This is a genomic window from Bacteroides sp. L008 (genome assembly GCF_040812255.1).
Taxonomy (GTDB): Bacteria; Bacteroidota; Bacteroidia; order Bacteroidales; family Bacteroidaceae; genus Bacteroides; species Bacteroides vicugnae.
This window is the reverse complement of the sequence record NZ_JBFNXO010000001.1, coordinates 2,877,153-2,896,051: the sequence shown is the minus strand read 5'-3', so window position 1 is coordinate 2,896,051 and position 18,899 is coordinate 2,877,153. Positions and strand designations below refer to the sequence as shown.

The following is an 18,899-nucleotide window of genomic DNA, read 5'->3' as shown; positions in this document are numbered from 1 at the left end:
CTTTTCTCATATATCCTGTAATCCATCTCTTTTTTGTATCTTTGCCGCCTCAAACTAATAGGTATGACAGGACAAAAGACACCCACTGCGTTGGGTACGGAAAAGATTGGGAAGCTTTTAATGCAGTATGCCATTCCGGCAATTATCGCCATGACGGCGTCTTCTCTTTACAATATGGTAGATAGTATTTTCATCGGTCACGGGGTGGGTGCGATGGCTATTTCCGGGTTGGCGTTAACTTTCCCGCTAATGAATCTTGCCGCGGCTTTCGGCTCACTGGTCGGTGTCGGTGCGGCTACATTGATTTCGGTGAAGCTGGGACAGAAAGATTATGATACCGCACAGCGGGTTTTGGGAAATGTGTTTGTATTAAACCTTATTATAGGTATTTCTTTTACGGTAATTGTTCTTCCTTTCCTCGATCCGATACTTTACTTTTTCGGGGGAAGCGATGAAACGGTGAAATATGCCCGTGAATTTATGCAGGTTATCTTGCTCGGAAATGTGGTTACTCATTTATATCTGGGACTGAATGCAGTGCTCCGTGCTTCGGGCCATCCGCAGAAAGCGATGATGGCAACAATAACGACAGTGATAATCAATATATTGCTTGCGCCATTGTTTATTTTTGTATTTGACTGGGGAATCCGTGGGGCGGCTACGGCTACGGTTTGTGCACAGTTGATCGCATTGGTCTGGCAGCTTCATTTGTTCTGCCGTAAAGACGAGCTGATACGGTTGAAAAAAGGTATTTTCCGTTTGAAACGGAAAATCGTGCTGGATTCATTGGCTATCGGTATGTCTCCCTTCCTGATGAATATGGCTTCTTGTTTTATTGTGATTCTGATTAATCAGGGATTGAAAGAATATGGAGGTGATTTGGCAATCGGTGCATTCGGTATTGTCAATCGCATCGTCTTTGTCTTTATTATGATTGTGTTGGGATTGAATCAGGGGATGCAGCCTATTGCGGGATATAATTTTGGTGCGAAGCTCTATCCCCGTGTGACGAAAGTGCTGAAAGCAACCATTTGCTGTGCTACTGTAGTGACGACGATTGGTTTCCTGATAGGTATGTTCATTCCGGAAATCGTATCTTCCATCTTTACTTCGGACGAAGAATTAATCAATATTGCTTCTAAAGGTTTTCGTATTGTGGTATTTTTCTACCCGATTGTTGGTTTTCAGATGGTAGCTTCCAACTTCTTCCAGAGTATCGGAATGGCAAGTAAAGCCATTTTCTTGTCGCTGACGCGGCAGATGTTATTTCTGGTTCCCTGTTTGTTGATTTTGCCTCATTATTATGGACAAATAGGCGTTTGGGCCAGTATGCCTGTGGCAGATTTGGCGGCTAGTCTTATATCCGGAGGTATGTTGTGGTGGCAGTTCCGGCAGTTTAAGAAAGTAGCTTAATACATAGGATAGTAAAAGCCGGTTATTGAAAAAATCACTCAATAACCGGCTTTTACTATTGATACATTGTTCACATTTAGTAAGCACCTGACAATTTATATAATTCGCTTCCTGCCAATAAGAAAGCACCTACGCCATATACATCTGTTGCATCGAATCCGGCAGCTTTGGGTGCGGCACCAACAGGTTGTATATATCCCAACTTTCCATCAGAATGAACAGCTTTTACCAATGATTGCCAACCTTTTTCAAGTACAAGTTTGTAGGTTCGTTGGGGCAGGTAGCCATTACGGATTCCCCAGGCAATGCCAAAACACATAAAGGCAGAGCAACTATTTTCGGGCATATTATACGAATCAGGATCTAGTAAGCTGGTACGCCAGTCCCCGTCTTTGCATTGAGTTTTACGAACTGCTTCCGCCATTTCAGTAAATAGCCGGATATAGTAGTCACGTGAAGAACAGTTGAGAGGCAAATTGTCAACAATAAGAGGAAGTCCGGCAAATACCCAACCGTTACCTCTTCCCCAGAATTGTTTACTACCATTTTTCTCACGGAGGGGAATTCGTTTATTATCTCTATAAAAAAGATGTTCTTTCTTGTCATATAGTGAGTCTACACACTCTCTATATTCACTGTCCATATAATTCAGAAAGATTTTATCTCCGGTTATCGTGTATAGAGCCGCATAAACCGGAGGCGCCATAAACAAGGCGTCCGACCATGACCAACGTTCCGTTGTTCCCACGGCATCTGTCTTTTGTAGCGGAGCTTTCGAAGGATGGGAAGCCACATAATAAGCGCGTTCCATTACCGGTTGTAGCATACGCTTATCATCAAATCTGCGATACATCTCGATGAAAGCCTGCCCTACACAAATGTCGTCGGCATGATATACACGGTTCCACATATCCCAGTTATGTCTTTCACCAATAGTGCGGACAAAATCATAGCAGGACTGATTTCCGGAGACTTTTCCCCATTCAGTCATTCCGCGATATAAAGCGCCGTTTGTCCAGTCTAATGGATTATGCTTTACTTCGTTGTGATGGCTAATTTGCCACTCGGATACGGCATTACAAACTTTAGTAATATCTTCTTTTTCCATCTTTGATGAAAAAAGCTGTTGAGCATTCAGGGTGCAATTTATTGATACTAAAAATAAGGCAAGAATCTTTTTCATTTATCATCTATTTTATCGGGGTTCTATAATTTTATTGCTTTATCCAATTTTACATCCGGATTACCTGACCAAATCTTTTTCCCTGTCCATTCCGCATAAGGGGCACTCCAGAATTCATCAGTGGCGGGAAGTCCCAATGCTGTGAATACAGTAGAGCATAAATACAGGCTACCAGTAGAAATGTATCTTTCAGCGATTGAAGGTTGATGTCCGGCAAACCCTAAAGTCAGCCATCCATGTTCGTCGAAATTTCCTTTTATAGCCAGATGTCTTTTTATGACAGCTGTTAGTCCGCATCGGACTTGTGCTTTAGTAATGGTAGTTGGCAGCAAATCATTTAGGGCTGCCAGTGAAAGTACATGGAAAGTTCCAAAACGATATGCTATAGAGCGTCCGGTTACAGGATATGCTCCATCCGGAGAGATCATTCTTTCCTGTTGTTCCGCATATCGGGAGAAACGTTGCCGTTCTTTTCTATAGAAGTCGACTTCGCCTTTACTGTGTTTTTGCATGATTTCCAGAACGTCTAAAAGCATTGGATGAATGACAAAACTATTATAGTAGTCTATATGTAGATTTGCTCCGTCACCATACCAGGCATCGCCTTTGTACCATTCCTTGAATCGCATGACAGCATACTCAATAGGATGCATATTGCATTTACCTGTTAATTCCAGCAAAGTAGCTTCGACCATAGCAGAAAAGAGTAACCAGTTGCTTTCTACCGGTTTAATCTTACTTACCTGTTGTAAGGCGTTTAGGATATTCTTTTGGGTTTCAGATGATAGTTTACTCCATATTTGTTTCGGAGAACGCAATAGTCCCTGACAAAAGAATGCAGTATCTACCAGAGGTTGCCGAGTGACTGTAAAATTCAGATAATCCGGAGATTGGGGATTGAATCCGTGATTGATGGACTCAGTCATCAGGCGGATATATTTCTCACGTATTTGTCCTTCTTGTGTATTGTCCGGGCCGAGTTCCAGCCAAGGGGCCATTCCTACAAATAAGCGTCCTAAAGCTTCCAAATGAGTGGTACGCGCATTGGATGGATTAGGCATACCGGAGATAGTCTCTACAGGCATGTTCTTTTTTAGTTCTCCTTTACTCATATTATTTAATAATGGGTCTGCAATTTGAGATAACATGTTGACCCAATATGCCCTGTCTTCCTGTCCTGAAGTTGTTTGTGAATAACCTGTGAAGTTAAACATCAGAAAGGCAATAATCAAAATACTATATCTCATGATTTTATTTTATGGTTTAATAAACTTGTCTATTGGAAAATCTATACCGCCAAATGCTTTTATACTTGTCCATGGTTCAATCGGGTTGCACCAAAAAGGGTTATTGGCAGGGAGTCCTAAGGGCAGGAAACCTAATGCACATAGATAAACACAAGGAGTAGACAGATAAATATCTCCTAGTTCTGGTTGTTCGCCACAAACTCCGATCGTCAGCCAACCTTCTTTATCGAAAGTTCCCGGCTGCTCAAAAAGACGCTTAAGCATGGCTGTCATGGCTCCACGTACTTGTCCGGGCTTCAATGATTCCGGGAGTTTTTCGAATAAAGCACATGCCCCCAACACTTGGAATGCTGCTGAACGGTAACTGACTGAACGGCCTAGTATCGGATAGCTGCCGTCGGGAGCTATCATGCGCTCTTGAATTTCGGCGTAACGAATAAATCGTATCCATTCTTCATTCAGAAATGACTGGAAAGATGGCCTCTGTTTTACTGTCACTTTCAGGATTTGCAGTAACAAAGGATGGATAACATAGCTATTATAATAATCTAAATGAAAATCTGCTCCATCTCCATAAACTCCATCTCCTTTATACCATTCTCTATGAGAAGTCAAGGCTCTTTCTACTGTCGGAAAATTCCATTCTCCGGAAAATTCTTTTAATCCGCACTCCACCATAGCAGAAAATAACAACCAATTATTATTTCCCGGTTTCATGGTGCGGGTCGATTTCCACTGTTCAATGAGTCTCTTGCGGGTGGTGTCATCCAGATTTCCCCATAACTGTGTAGGTGCTTGCAATAAACCCTGTATTAAGAATGCGCTGTTTACTAATATCTGACGGGTAGCTGTGCTGTTGAAATAATCATTTGATTTCGGGTTTACAGAGTTTGCCAGAGCCTTGCACGTCATTTTAATATATTTTTCACGTAGCTTGCCTTCTGGAGTATTGTCTGGTCCAAGTTCCAACCAAGGTGCTATTCCTGCGATGGTTCTGCCTACAGCCTCCATATGAGTGATAAACTCCCGACTGCTGGCTAAAGCTGATGACGAACGCCCGACAGGAATATTTTTTTTCAGTTGGTCTTTGCTAAGATTGCTTATCACCGGATCAGCTATTTTCACGAGTGTCTGAATCCAATATTGTCTGTCATCATTAAGCGTATCACGTACTTGTGCATATGGCATAGTAGAAGTTGATTGATACTTTTTCATCACTTCCTGCAGCTCTTTCACTTTGTCCGGATACTGTAGATGAAGATTATTCGATTCTCCGATATCCAGTTTTAGATTAAACAATTCGGGAACATCTCCTTTTTTAAACTTACTATTACCTGTTTTAGGCAAATAGACCCAATCACCTTTGCGTATACCGTGAACTTCACCACCTTTTACATAAACATATTCGTCACGTAATCGTAGAGAAGGATTTTTGAGAAAAGATGAAATATTTATACCATCAATCTTTTGTTTGAAGGATTGGCAACCTGCATAGTGCATGATTGTAGGGAAAAGGTCGATGCTGGCAATTATTGCGTCACTAGTTACACCGGTAGGTATACTCCCTTTCCAACGGATGATACAAGGAACTCTGACGCCTCCTTCATAATAAGAGAACTTACCGCCTCGTAACGGCTCAGCGGAACCTCCGTCTTCTTTGAAAGACAACCACGGTCCGTTATCCGATGCGAAAATAACTAAAGTGTTTTCTGCTAATTTCTTTTTGTCCAAGTAATCGAGTAAACGACCTACATTCCAATCAATTTCTTCTACAACATCACCGTAGAGTCCCCGTTTGCTTTTACCTTTAAATTGCTCGGAGGCAAATAACGGCACATGAGGCATTGATGGGGTGATATAGACGAAGAAAGGTTGCTCCGGATTATTTTCTATAAAATCTATGGCATGATCAAAATAACGTCGGGTGGTAGTAGACTGGTCGCAGGGATACTCAATAATTTTATCTCCTTCAAATAGTGGAGAAGCGTTGTTCAACCTTTTTTTTATATCTGCTCTACTGGAAGTCCTCACAAATTCTTGGTCTTCTTTAGCTTTTGACAGATTATAACCTTCCCTGAAAGTAACATTGGAGGCGAACTGCTGGGAGGGACCGATATACATATCATTGCTGTATGGGATGCCATAGTAGTAATCAAATCCTTGATCTGTAGGTAGATGCCCTTTCAAATCGCCTAAATGCCATTTACCGAAGCAACCGGTTGCATAGCCTTGCTCTTTCAACGCTTCGGCCAAAGTGATTTCCTCTGCAGGCATCCCTTCAGATTCGGGGAAAAATACCCCTTTTACTCCATTCCGTGTATTTAATCTGCCGGTCAGAAGTCCTGCACGCGAAGCACTTGATACGGAAGACGATACATAAAAGTCGGTCAACTTTATGCCTTCCTTTGCCATGCGGTCAATAGAGGGAGTCTGTATCAATGGCGAATCATAACAACCAAGGTCCTGGTAACCCTGATCGTCTGTAAAGATAATCACAACATTAGGTTTCTGCCGGGCTTGCAATAGCCCGGCAGAAAAGAGTAGAGGATAAATAAGCAGTCTTTTGTTCATATCTTTTTATTCAGAGATAACGATGCCTTCTGTAATTCCACTGTCATTATAGCTGTCAACGCGGTAATGATACTGTACGCCTTTGGTAAGGATATGGAGCAGTAAACCGGTTGTCTCTTTATCTTTGACCTGGATACATTGATTAAGAAAATCAGGCTGATAACCAAAACGAACAAGATAACCATCAGCATCGGATACTTTATTCCAGCTAAGCGAAGCATATCTTTCATCGTCTTTGTTTCTTTTTACTGACAGTTCTTTAACAATTTCCGGTTTGTCCGAATGGCCAAAACCGAACACACGCAAATCCAATAAGGCAAACTTGCCTTCTTTGGGAGTATGGACATTTTCTATTTTAACAAAAGAAGTTTCTATCGGTTTCGGAAATTCTACATATTCATGTGGTATGGCAACCATGTTCCTTGATTTATCCACTATTAGTTTCCAATCCCTTCCATTGTCGGATACGTACAGTTTATAAGCGTGATAATCCGTTTCTTTGGGAGCATCAGGGTTAATGTCTTGTTCTGCAAAGTTTATCTGAATGGAATTCATACGTACTTTTTTACCTAAGTTTATTACGAAATATTCACCTACTTTGCCACTTGTAGCCGACCACCAGGTGCGAACATTTTCATCCACTGCCTTTTCCGGTTCGAAACCCGGTAATGAAGAAGACGCTGTACTCTTTTTATGATATGATTGGAGCATCCAGCCAAAAGCGGAAATATCTTGAGGATTGAATTTCTTTTGCGGTAGTGATATGGGATAATCCCCTAATACAGTATGGGTTCTCATTCTTCCTTTATCATCAAAAGAAACAGGAAATAAACCAATTCTTCTTTCAAATTCGTCATGATTACCCACCCACATGGAGGTGACTTGCCACCAATTTTCGTATTTGTCTTTAAATACACAACTATGTCCGGCTCCTCCGATAAAACCACCGACTTTTAGAGATACAGGATTATAAGGTTGTTCTACAAAACCACCATTTACACTATCACTCTCCAGAACCACATCACAATACCAATTGCAGATAGTACCTGGAGTGGCATATTGCAGGTAATATTTATTTTTGTTCTTCACAATCCATGCACCTTCAGGACATGGTACTTTGGAAAAATTTCCCTGCCAGGCAGAGGCATCAATTTCATCATATAATTCTCTACGTCCAAAATGATAGCCTGATTTACACTGATTGATGTCTGTTACATATTCTCTCAAGACCTTTTTTGAGCCTTCTATTTCTTTGAATGTGGCAGGATCTACTTCGAAGAAAGTAGTAGATTGAGTTCCACCTAAACCATAATAGAAAAAGAAGCGTCCATTGTCAATAAATAAACAAGGATCGGCCATACGTCTTACTTCACCACATTTTTCCCATTTTCCATTTTCCGGATCGGATGAGCGAATGACATCTACCGTTTTCTTGGTACGGTCTCTGGTGAAATTAATGAAGTATACATAGTTTTCATCGGCTGCCACAGCGGGTGCCACATAATGATCGACATCAAGGGCGGATGTCTCCACTTCCGGATTGAAATATACATTTTTCCATGTAATTAAATCATCGGATACTCGATAGCCGCCAATGTCCATTGTGGTAAATAAATAGTATTTGTTTTTAAATAATACGATAACAGGGTCGGCTGCGGAACGGGCTTTCTTTTCTCTTGTCTGAAAGTTTCCCCAACCATAATCCAGATTCATTGGATTACAAAAAGTCGTCTGTTTTTCAACAGCTTTGTTCTCCGAACAGGAAAACAAAGTTAGTGAAGCGAATAAAATAAATAGTATATTTTTCATGAGCATACTTCTTTCATTCTATTTTTTCAAGGCTTTATCCACATTCAAATCAACACCTGCCCAACCTTTTTTACAAGTCCAATCAGCAGAAGGAGAAGACCAAAACTCATCAGAATCCGGTAAACCAAGCGCGATAAATACGGCTGTACACAGATACAGACTACCTGTTGATATATATGTCTCACCGATATGAGGTTGATAACCGGCAAAACCTACTCGTAGCCAGCCTTCAGGGTTAAACGTTCCGGGCGCATTAATCTGACGATTGATTATAGCGGATAGAGCGGACCTTACTTGAGCAGGTTTTACTCTGTCCGGAAGTAATTTTCGATAAGCAACATCAGATAATGCATGAAATGCACCGAATCGATAAGCCAATGAACGGCCCACTATCGGGAATGTACCTTCAGGTGATATCAGTCTTTCTTGTTGTTCGGCATAGCGTGCATATCGTTCGACTTCAAGATCATAGGGTATGGAACTCTCTATACCGTTTTTCTTCATTATTTCCAGCACCTCGACCATCATAGGATGTATGACGAAGCTATTGTAATAATCCAGATGAAAATCAGCACCGTCACCATACCATCCGTCACCTTTATACCATTGTGCAAAACGATCGCAAGCGTACTTTACACGTTCATATTCCCATTCGCCGGTAAACTCTTTCAAGGCGGCCTCTACCATTGCTGCGAAAAACAGCCAATTGGTTTCAGAAGGTTTTATTGCTCTTGATGATTTAAGTTCCTTGATTACCCGTTCTTGAGTTGTCTTATCAAGCTTGTCCCATAATTGCGTGCGTGCTCTTAATAGGCCGTGAGCAAGGAAGGCGGCATCAACTAATGGCTGGCGTCCGTTATTGAAGTTTAGATAATCAGGAGATTGGGGATTTACTCCATTAGAAATAGATTTCAAGGCTAAATTAATATATTCGGCACGTAGTTTGCCTTCTATCGTATTGTCGGGTCCTAGTTCCAACCAAGTTGAGATACCGGTAATTAGCCTTCCTAAAGCTTCCAGGTGTGTGACTTCTTTTCTTTTTTGCATATCAGCGGCGATAGACTCAACAGGCATATTCTTTCGCAGTTCTCCTTTTGCCATATTCGTTAACAGCGGATAGGAAATTCGATGGAGCGAACTTAGCCAAAGAGAACGATCCGAATTTTCCGAGAAGGCTGTTATTGTTTCAACTACCGGACGATTTTCCAGTAGTTTTTTATATCTGATTAATGCCTCTATAAAATAGTAGTCTGCGTATGTCAGAGGAGCATCAATCTCGTATTGTTTTGCCATGAAACCTGTACTATGTTTGATAATGTAATGATTATTATCACCCACTTTCTTTGCGCGATAACCTGGAGAAGCTAACGACTTTATTTGTTGTTCACCTATCGCGAGGAATTGTTTGCTTAGTTCTCCTTCCACATAAGTGCTTAATTCCACATAGGCTGATGCCATGATAGCACCTGCAGAGGCATCACGGTCTTCTTTGGGAATATTGGGAGCATCAAAGTCCCAATAAGGAATCTTATCCTTGGGCAGGCGCGGATGATTCATAATGAACTTACCAATCTTAATAGCATGGTCCAAATATTCTTTTTTACCAGTCTGCCGATACATCATTGTAAAGCCATATAGTCCCCATGCTTGTCCACGTGACCAGGAGGATTGATCGTTTACCCCTTGATGCGTCACTTGATTCAATACTTTTCCCGTAATCGTGTCATAACTTACCACATGGTATGAACTTCCATCAGGGCGGAAATGATTAATCATTGTCCGGTCTGCATGCGACTTGGCCATATTATAGTAGGTGTTGTCTCCCGTTAGGGAAGAGGCTACATTGAGTAGTTCCAAATTCATCATATTATCAATGATAACAGAGAATTGCCATTTTTTGCTGTTCCAAGAACGGGTGCATCCCGTCACCGGATGAAAACGGGTAGACAAAGATTTTGCGGCAGTCTCTATTACTTCCCTGTATGTTTCATTATGAGTGAGGCGATAACCATTACCAAAACTGCAATTGATAATAAAACCAACATCATGGTTACTGGTTGTATATTTCTGTTTTTCCACTCGTGAGGTCATCTCTTCTGCGGCGGCTCTTACTTGCGGGTCATTACTATACTCGTAACAGTACCAAAGGGAACCCGGATAAAAACCACTTGTCCACCAAGCAGATTCGCAAGTAATCATCTTGCCATCTTTCGCTGTTCTCGGAAGTATGCCTTTCTGATCTTTCATTTCATTGAACATGGACATTGACTGTTTGACCGAAAATTCAAGAGCTTCATCAACGACTTTCTTCATGTCTTTTGTTACTGCTCCTGCTGAATAGGTAAAACCGGTCAGCAGAGTCAGACCTATAATTAAAACTTTCTTTCCGTTATTCATTATCATCATTTTAAAGAATTGATACTTATGTCTTTTATTATGACCTATTCTAGTTGTCAAAGTATTCAATTAAATTATAGACATTGTAATTTACTTCCTGCATAAATTTGCTTAGGTAAGGATACATTTCATAATGATTATCATACACGCCTTTATTAGCCGGTTTCCCGCTGTTATCCGTCCCATCGTCATCCTGATATTTGAACCAGTGCCATCCCACACAGTTCTTTGCTTCAAGCAGCCCCAGTGTAAAATGCTGATAAGCATATGCACGGTCATTCTGGGTCGGAACCGTGAATCCGGCTCCTGATAAGTTATTCAAATCGGAATCCTGACCTTTTGTATAAAATTCGGTAACCAAAAACGGAGTATCTGCCCATTCTCCCCAATTTTTAACATAGGAGTCCAACTCCGGGCTCCAACGGCTATAGTAATTGATGGAAATGATGTCACAGTATTTGCCTGCAGCAGCCACTACATCCTTCATATATTTGGGAGTGCCATGCAGGCGTGTGCCCAGATACATCATGCCCGGGTCGGCTTCCTTAATGGCATCCTTCACTCCTTTATAATAAATCTCGGCTAGCCGGCCTGCAAATTCACTATTCAGGTTATCTGTCACACTTGTTGCCCCTTTTTCATCCATAAATTTCTTTGCCGCTAGATAGGCCACATTTGTTTTATCCGTAAGTGCCAGAAAACGGTCTAAAATTTTGGAGTTCTGTGATGAGAAGTTGATTTCATTGTCCGAGAAGAAGCCTAATACGTTGGCATCATTCAAATAAGGTGCCAAAGAGGTGTTTATATATGTTTTACAGAAATCTGCCCAGTCATCATAAAGTACTAACCCCAATTCATTGTCCGATGTATTATCTGGATAGGCATGGCCATTTTGTGTTCTGAATTGTCCCAAAAATCCGAATGAAGGAGTCAACGTTAACGGAGAATTGGGAATGGCAGAGTTGTGAGTCTGAATCTTTCCGTATGTATCCGTACAAAAGGCTCCCGTACCATGGAAACCAATACTAGCCAATTCTGCTTGTGATGTTGCTATCCATTTGGCGTCAGTGCCAAAGCGCTTGTTCCATGCTTCCTTATTGCGTGCCGAAGAACCGTAACGCATGGAAGTGACGCTCCTCTCATAATGCGGATAGCCTTCAGGATCGATAATCCACCAACGGCCGTTTATTTTTTTTACGTAAAAACGCCCTGTGGCTTGTTGTTTGGCTCCTGAAGTGAAACTACCATACTTATTTGTTATGGCCTTGTAGTCACTTTCCGACTTGATAGCAGGTTTGTACTCTCCCATGTAAGCGACAATACGGGTATTACTCTCCGTCCATTTGGTCACTGGTGGAAACTCATTGGAATACTTAACTTTTATCGGACGATAAGGCTTACCTAAAAGTGAGGGGCTATAAGGCTGCATTTCTCCGGGAGTCGGTAGCCCTTCGATGATGTCATTATTACCTGTATCGTCATTAATGACAACATCCGGTGGCATAAAATTAGGATCTTTCACTACATAATCCGTACACGAAGCGAGTGCGATATTGCATATCAACAATGCTATGATATAGAATGAATTAACTTTCATGATTGTCTTCTTTAAAGGGTTTTATTTGGAAATTTTTCGGATACAACGTACATACCGTGCAGGCGATTTGGCATATTTGGCACCAGTTAAACCGGGGTTCCACTGTCCGAAACGCACATAGAATACTTTCGAAGCATCATCCGCTTCCGTACTGGTGAAATAGCTGTCACCAGCGGTATTGTCAGCTTTTTCGTTCATAACATCCCCTCCATTATCAGTGAGAATTTTATCCCAAGCTGCGCGAGCATCTTTTTCTTCCTGCTTAATAGCATCAGGTTTTACCCCGATACTTTGGGAAGGTCCGCCGTTGTATGCAGTAAAGACCGCTTCCATTTCATTTCTAGCAGGTAAATACCAGCCATCTTTACAATATTCCAGAATCGGAATATTAGCAGCTATGGCACTCTCTCTCATCTTTTGAGTATTAGCTTCACCATCTTCCTGATCTGTTAAACCTAATGCATCTATAAATCCTTCGTTAGCCCAATTTATGGCAGTGGCACTACGCTTTAAAGACAGAATTTTAGCATTGTTGCCCTCTACCCAAAATACGATACCGCCTTCAGCCAGTTCTGTATCACCATCCATCTTTACAAAATCTCCTATCTGGAAAGCAGGAGCTTCCGTCTGTCCTTTCTGTTGTCTTATGGTTATTGTCACTGTGGCTTGAGCATCACCGCTGCCTGCTGTTATCGTTACAATGGCTGTACGAACTTCGTCACCGTCATTCTTAGATAAAGCAGTAAATTTGATTTTATCTTCATTCTGTACAGCAGAAAGCCACGTATTACTGTTACCTTCAATGACATATGCAAATGACAGTTTATTTGTGCTAACTGTGACATCTGCTGTAGCCCCTTCTTCACTTGTCAGTTCTACCTGCGTTGGTGAAACAGATAAGGTAGCGGGCTCCTCGGGGAATTTATAGTCACCGATTGCTTTCATGGCACGTACAAAACGGCTCGTACCTGTCTTGGCACCAAAATCCATTCCATATTTCCCGAAACGTACATAGCGTGCTTTCTGGCCGTCTTCATTTTCCGTGCTCGACCAGTAACTTTCTCCGTTACCATTTTCAGCAGCTGCATTTATTACTGCCCCTCCGAGATCGGTTAATTTTTTATCAAATGTAGAACGGGAAGCTTTTTCTGCATCACTGATTTGATCTGGTGTAGCATTGGTAAATCCGTTATCGCGTGCTATGCCATTATAGATATCAAATAAATTCCCTAATTCTTCAGAGGCAGGCAGATACCATCCCTCTCCTAAATTTGTACATAGAGCAGCTGCGTCATTGGTACCGGCATCAGTATACAGAGCTGTATTTTCCATACCATTTACCATCGAGAAAGCATTGTGTAATTTAATGGATGCTTCAAACGGATTACCACCCCAACGCTCTAGTGAAATAGCCTTACCTACTTCTTGATTATCCGGATCAACCCAGAATATCATTCCGAGTCCGTCTTCTGTTAATTGTCCGACTTTTAATGTCTTTACTTCTGACTCGTCCTTCGCCAACTGCTTCACTGTCACTTCCATTGAAAAATCTCCGGCATTTAACTTGACGATGGCAGAGCGCACCTCACCGGTTTCATTAGTAGTAAGGGTTGTATAGATAATCCGTTGCTTGTTAGCATCTACCGAAAGCCAACTGGCATTATAATCTGCAGTAATTTCGTTCGCTGTAGTGGATATTACCACTGTTTTTGAGGAACCTTCATTTTTATAGAGTTCAATCTCTGTTTCACTATGATTAAATTCCGGCATAATTCTTACTTCACCATACTCTTTACAGGAAGTCAATATCATACTCAGAATCAATGATATCAATGTTAGTCTTTTCATACTATGATTCTTTTACAGATTTATAAATTAAAATCAGTCTCTTTTTATTTCCATGGATCACTTTGCGGAAAAACATTTGTTCCCATCAAGTCAATCTGCGTTTGTGGAATAGGCCATGTTTCATGTTTGCCTATTACGAAGTTCTGGCGGCATTCGGCATAGTCTTTATCCAGATAGGGGTCTTCCAGTACAAGGTCGCCTCCATGTTGACGAACACGTTCGCCCAAGATGCCAAGGCGTTTCAATAATGACCAGCGCACTCCTTCGAAGTGTAGTTCGCGGGCATATTCATCCAAGAGCATATTGAGGGTTAAAGGACCATTTTCATGAGTGTTACCTGCCCTTTCCCAAGTTTTGTTGTAGTATTCTATAGCTTTAGGACTGTCTCCACCATCACGGTGGAAATAAGCTTCACTACACATTAAGTAAGTTTCAGCCAAGCGATAAACAATCAGATCTTTGAAACTGCTGGTACGGTCAGGTTGCGTAGCATTGGTCCATTGGTCAAAGTGTTTTTTTGACATCGGGTGTAATCTTTCCATATAGCCGGCTGCTTTACCATATAAGTCTTTAGGGATTTCCTGCCCATAATTAGCCTTACTTTGGTCATTGTAGTAAAAAGTGTGGATGAAAAGATCCTTATAACGATTGTCTTTTTCTTGATCATATAGGCTGAATAAATAGGTGTTTGGATAAACACGTCCCCATCCATATCCCCCTTGGGCAGCTTCAAATGTACAATCGGGATTAGCTTGGGAGCGGGTCGTTGTAATGATGGCAGCACGATGTCCCATTAATGGAGTACCGGTTCCGCCTCCACCCATATTTTCAGAGAATTGATAAGACCATAAAACTTCGGCGGAACGCATGTCTGCACTGTTGAATACGTCCCCTGTTTTGGCCATCATAGAGTACATTGTTCCATCTCTAAATATATCCTCGCATTCTTCAATCGCCTTATCATAATCCTTCTCCCACATGGCAACCTGTGCTCTCACGTGCTTGGCAGTCGCTTTGGTAACACGGCCATAGTCATTATTGGGTATTCCCCAATCGAGTGCATTGATAGCATCATCCAAATCGTTTTTGACTTGAGTGAATATCTGTTCTGAAGTAACAGGATGGAAATCACGTTCCAGATTATTTACTGTAGTAGGAATCGTATTCAGATAAAGACGTTCAAAACGTTTCCATAGTTCAAAATATGCACGTCCACGGAAAAATTTAGCTTCACCCCATGCGCGGGTAGTTACAGGATCGTCAAATCCCAGTTGCTCCGCTCCGGTAATAATCTCATTAGCTTTACCGATAATGAAATAATAGTGTTGCCAGAATGATTCCACATCACTATTATTGGGCATGAAATTCTGTAGTTTCGCAATGGCAGTACTTGTTCCTGCACGGAAAGCCATAATATCAGTGCTGTAATCACACATCGTCACAATATAGAGGTTGCTACCACCACTTCCGTCTCCTTTTGCGAGTTCTCTGTCCAAACTGTATAATCCTATCGCTGCACGATACAATCCGTCAGGGGAAGTGGTCAGATAATCTGTAGTAATATCCGTTTTTGATTTGAGGTTCAGAAAATCTTCACAAGAAGATAAGAACGCAATGGAAGATATTGCCAGAGCTGTTATATATAATTTATTTTTCATATTCTGTGGGATTTTATTAGAATGAAACATTAATTCCAAATACATACTGTTTTGATTCAGGATATGCACCCGGTGTCAACTCCGGACTATAAGACAAAAAGTCTGTAAATGTCAGAAGATTGGTTGCTGTAGCGTATACTCTAAGTTTTTGAAGTTGAAGTTTCTTTATCCAAGTTACGGGGAAGGTGTAACCCAGTTGCAAAGTGCGCAAGCGAATGTAAGAAGCGTCTTGAATCGCTAAAGAACCATGATAAGTCACATTTGTGTTATGACTAGGTCGCGGGAATTCATTAGAGGGGTTGAATGGAGTCCAATAATTTACCTTCACGCCATTTAGTTTCCCTTGTAAAGAACCGCCACTATTGGATTCGGAGAGATATCCATTTCTAATTTTACGACCGGATACACCATACCAATCCATATATAAATCAAAACCTTTCCATTTGAGAGTTGTATTTAGGGAAAGTGTGAAATCTGGATCTCTTGAGATAGGTGTACGGTCATCGGCATTTATTTTTCCATCGCCATTTACATCCTTTATTTTAACAGATCCCGGAGCGACATTATCCTCGCGTGTCAATGCTTTATCAGCTATACCATCGCCGTCAGTATCAATTGTCGGTTTCAATGTGTATTCCAATTTGCCGTAAGCATTTCTTTTTATATCGAAATCTTCATACTGGTAGATGCCATCCGGTAAATAGTCATAATAAACATTTATGGGTTTACCTACAAACCAGCTATTACCCGGTTGACTCAATGGCTTGCCGTTTTCATCGACTTGATTGTCAATTTTTACGATCTCATTAGCATACTGGCTGAAATTGGCTCCCAGACTCCATGTAAAATTCCTTGTACGGAAGACGTCGCCGTTGATACTGATATCAATGCCGTGTGATTTAGTTTCTCCCAAATTATCAAGCATTTGTTCATAGCCTAAAACTGAGTTTAATTCGCGCTTGACGATCAGATCTGTTGTTCTAGTATTATAGTACTCGATCGTACCTGACAAACGATTGTTGAAGAAACCAAAGTCAACACCAACATTGGCTGTACGTGATTGCTCCCACTTTAAATTGGGGTTTGAGAGTTCTTTTCCGGGGAGATACCCCATATAGGAGTTGTCACCAAACTCATAACGTTCCTGATCTGTCAAGCCAAGCGTTGTATAGTTACCAATTCCATTCTGGTTACCTACAATGCCATAACTCAAACGGAGTTTTAAATTATCAATCCAGGACACATTGCGCAGGAAACTTTCTTCGTTTGCACGCCATGCCAGAGCCACAGAAGGGAATGTACCCCATTTGTTGTTTTTTCCGAATCGGCTTGAACCATCCCGTCTGATAGCCACATTCATAATATATCTATCCATAAATATATAAGAAGCGCGGCCCATGAATGATACCAGATTATTTTCAGAGAATGTTCTAGTAGGTGTGCCGGAGAATTGGCCATTGGATATAAAATCCCAGTCCATATCTACAGGTAAGTCACTGGTCGAATATCCTAGTCCTTTAGTTTGAGAGTGGTCTACTGACTGTACGGCAGTAAGGGTCAGTTTATGTTGCTGTTTTTTGATTGGAACTTCATAAGTGAAGATGTTTTCTATCAGATAATTTCTCTGTTCATTATTTGTCAATTTGGCGGTAGCTCCTCCACCGGGATAATTGACACCTTTCACTTCTCCATCTTCTTGTTGTCTGTTATAGAAAGAAGTATTTAAACGATAATTAAACCCTTTGAAAGGTTTTAATTCCAGAAAAATATTGACGCGGTAACTGTTGTTCGTTATTTCGCGTGCATAATTTTGTGCTCTATAAAGCGGATTAACATCGTTGGCAGTGTCGATATATTTAGTATAACTACCATCCGCATTGTATACTTTAGCTAACGGAGTGCGGGTAATGAACTCCGTAAAATTTCCATCTTCACGTTCACTTTTGGATAATGCGTAGGAAGTATTCACACCAAAACTTGCCCATTTGTTTACTTTGTAGTCCACGTTCAGACGGAAAGCTGCTTTTTTATATCCCGAACCGGTAGTCACCATACCGTCTTGATCAAAGTAATTGAGACCTGCTGATACACGGAGTTTGTCAGTTCCGCCACGTACAGTTAAATCATGGTTTTGGTAAAGAGCATTCTTTAACATTAGATCTTCCCAGTTGACAAACTGACCGTTTGCCCAGACTTCACTCATAATTTCGTCACTCAAAGCTTCTGCAACAGAGATTTCGCGGGCGTCAATAATGCCTTTGTCGTTTGCCATTGCTTCACGTCGCAGCATCATATACTCTTGTGGAGAGTAAAAATCGAAGTTACGCCACAAGGACTGAATACCTACATAGCCGTTATAACTCACTTCCATTTTACCTTGCATACCACGTTTGGTAGTTACAAGAATTACACCGTCACTGGCACGTGCGCCATAAATGGCTTGAGAAGCTGCATCTTTCAGGATTTCGATAGACTCAATGCTTTCTGCGCTTAAAGTACTGAATTCCTCACTGCTTGATACAGAACCGTCAATAACGTACAACGGAGTATTTTGCGCACTGATAGAACGGTTTCCACGGATGGTAATGGTAGGAGCGGCCCCTGGTCTGCCGGATGAGCTTGTTACATTAACTCCCGCTACACGTCCACGGAGCATGTCACCCACATTTCCTGCCGGAAAACTTTTCATTTCATCAGTTTTGACGGAAGCAACGGAAGTAGCGATATCGCTTTTCTTTTGATAACCATAGCCTACTACCACAATTTCTTCCAGCAATTTGGAATCTTCGGACATGGTTACATCAATAACTTTCCGATTCCCGACTTTATGCTCCTGATCTGCATAACCTATATAAGAGAATACGAGTGTAGTATTAGAAGATACCTCGATGGAATATTTACCATTCATATCGGTAATCACACCGGTTGTACCTCCTTTCACATGAACGTTCACTCCAATCAATGGGCCTTGTGTATCAGACACAATACCTGTCACTCGTACATTTTGCGCATGTATGCCTACCATAATCATTAGAAATATAGCCAGCAAGATTGTTTTTAATTGATTGTTTTTCATTTATACATAAGATTTAATTATTGAATATGCTGAACAAAAGTCATCAAAAAAAGAAATATAACATAAAAGGATCGTACGAAAAGAAAGCAATATTATACGA

Annotated in this window: 10 protein-coding genes and 1 pseudogene; 1 reads left to right on the top strand and 10 read right to left on the bottom strand. The window is 41.2% G+C overall.

The annotated features are described in order from the left end of the window. The first annotated feature begins 63 nt into the window (after window positions 1-63). Entirely contained in the window at window positions 64-1,413 is a 1,350-nt protein-coding gene (locus AB3G73_RS11460; protein WP_148365202.1) for an MATE family efflux transporter, read from the top strand. A gap of 76 nt (window positions 1,414-1,489) precedes the next feature. Here the strand turns inward: AB3G73_RS11460 and AB3G73_RS11455 are convergent, their stop codons facing one another. From AB3G73_RS11455 to AB3G73_RS11410, 10 genes and pseudogenes are all read right to left on the bottom strand, one after another. After that, entirely contained in the window at window positions 1,490-2,596 is a 1,107-nt protein-coding gene (locus tag AB3G73_RS11455) for a glycoside hydrolase family 105 protein (RefSeq protein ID WP_367744955.1), read from the bottom strand. 23 nt (window positions 2,597-2,619) lie between these two features. Further along, complete coding sequence (locus tag AB3G73_RS11450; protein ID WP_148365200.1) at window positions 2,620-3,843, bottom strand: DUF2264 domain-containing protein; 1,224 nt, start codon at window positions 3,841-3,843, stop codon at window positions 2,620-2,622. 9 nt (window positions 3,844-3,852) lie between these two features. Continuing rightward, window positions 3,853-5,031 carry a DUF2264 domain-containing protein gene (locus AB3G73_RS11445; protein WP_320978366.1) on the bottom strand — a complete coding sequence of 393 codons (1,179 nt, stop codon included), beginning with the start codon at window positions 5,029-5,031 and terminating at the stop codon, window positions 3,853-3,855. 33 nt (window positions 5,032-5,064) lie between these two features. Further along, window positions 5,065-6,414 (bottom strand): annotated as a pseudogene (locus AB3G73_RS11440) (sulfatase); the annotation flags it as partial. A gap of 6 nt (window positions 6,415-6,420) precedes the next feature. Then, entirely contained in the window at window positions 6,421-8,223 is a 1,803-nt protein-coding gene (locus tag AB3G73_RS11435) for a family 43 glycosylhydrolase (RefSeq protein WP_367744953.1), read from the bottom strand. Between the two features lie 18 nt (window positions 8,224-8,241). Beyond that, entirely contained in the window at window positions 8,242-10,626 is a 2,385-nt protein-coding gene (locus AB3G73_RS11430; protein WP_148365390.1) for a DUF2264 domain-containing protein, read from the bottom strand. A 43-nt stretch (window positions 10,627-10,669) separates the two neighbouring features. Further along, window positions 10,670-12,217, bottom strand: coding sequence for a hypothetical protein (locus AB3G73_RS11425; protein WP_367744951.1), 1,548 nt, complete (start codon window positions 12,215-12,217; stop codon window positions 10,670-10,672). A gap of 21 nt (window positions 12,218-12,238) precedes the next feature. After that, on the bottom strand, window positions 12,239-14,065 hold the full coding sequence (locus AB3G73_RS11420) for a BACON domain-containing protein (RefSeq protein ID WP_148365196.1): 1,827 nt from the start codon (window positions 14,063-14,065) through the stop codon (window positions 12,239-12,241). 44 nt (window positions 14,066-14,109) lie between these two features. Continuing rightward, the gene (locus AB3G73_RS11415) at window positions 14,110-15,723 is read right to left on the bottom strand and encodes a RagB/SusD family nutrient uptake outer membrane protein (protein WP_148365195.1); all 1,614 of its coding nucleotides are present in this window, start codon (window positions 15,721-15,723) and stop codon (window positions 14,110-14,112) included. Between the two features lie 16 nt (window positions 15,724-15,739). Further along, complete coding sequence (locus AB3G73_RS11410; RefSeq protein ID WP_148365194.1) at window positions 15,740-18,799, bottom strand: TonB-dependent receptor; 3,060 nt, start codon at window positions 18,797-18,799, stop codon at window positions 15,740-15,742. Window positions 18,800-18,899 lie beyond the last annotated feature (100 nt).

What these genes read in the sequence shown, in the direction of transcription:
- AB3G73_RS11460 (WP_148365202.1), top strand. Translation starts at nt 64, where the DNA reads ATGACAGGACAAAAGACACCCACTGCGTTGGGTACGGAAAAGATTGGG.
- AB3G73_RS11455 (WP_367744955.1), bottom strand. Translation starts at nt 2,596, where the DNA reads ATGAAAAAGATTCTTGCCTTATTTTTAGTATCAATAAATTGCACCCTG.
- AB3G73_RS11450 (WP_148365200.1), bottom strand. Translation starts at nt 3,843, where the DNA reads ATGAGATATAGTATTTTGATTATTGCCTTTCTGATGTTTAACTTCACA.
- AB3G73_RS11445 (WP_320978366.1), bottom strand. Translation starts at nt 5,031, where the DNA reads ATGCCATATGCACAAGTACGTGATACGCTTAATGATGACAGACAATAT.
- AB3G73_RS11435 (WP_367744953.1), bottom strand. Translation starts at nt 8,223, where the DNA reads ATGAAAAATATACTATTTATTTTATTCGCTTCACTAACTTTGTTTTCC.
- AB3G73_RS11430 (WP_148365390.1), bottom strand. Translation starts at nt 10,626, where the DNA reads ATGATAATGAATAACGGAAAGAAAGTTTTAATTATAGGTCTGACTCTG.
- AB3G73_RS11425 (WP_367744951.1), bottom strand. Translation starts at nt 12,217, where the DNA reads ATGAAAGTTAATTCATTCTATATCATAGCATTGTTGATATGCAATATC.
- AB3G73_RS11420 (WP_148365196.1), bottom strand. Translation starts at nt 14,065, where the DNA reads ATGAAAAGACTAACATTGATATCATTGATTCTGAGTATGATATTGACT.
- AB3G73_RS11415 (WP_148365195.1), bottom strand. Translation starts at nt 15,723, where the DNA reads ATGAAAAATAAATTATATATAACAGCTCTGGCAATATCTTCCATTGCG.
- AB3G73_RS11410 (WP_148365194.1), bottom strand. Translation starts at nt 18,799, where the DNA reads ATGAAAAACAATCAATTAAAAACAATCTTGCTGGCTATATTTCTAATG.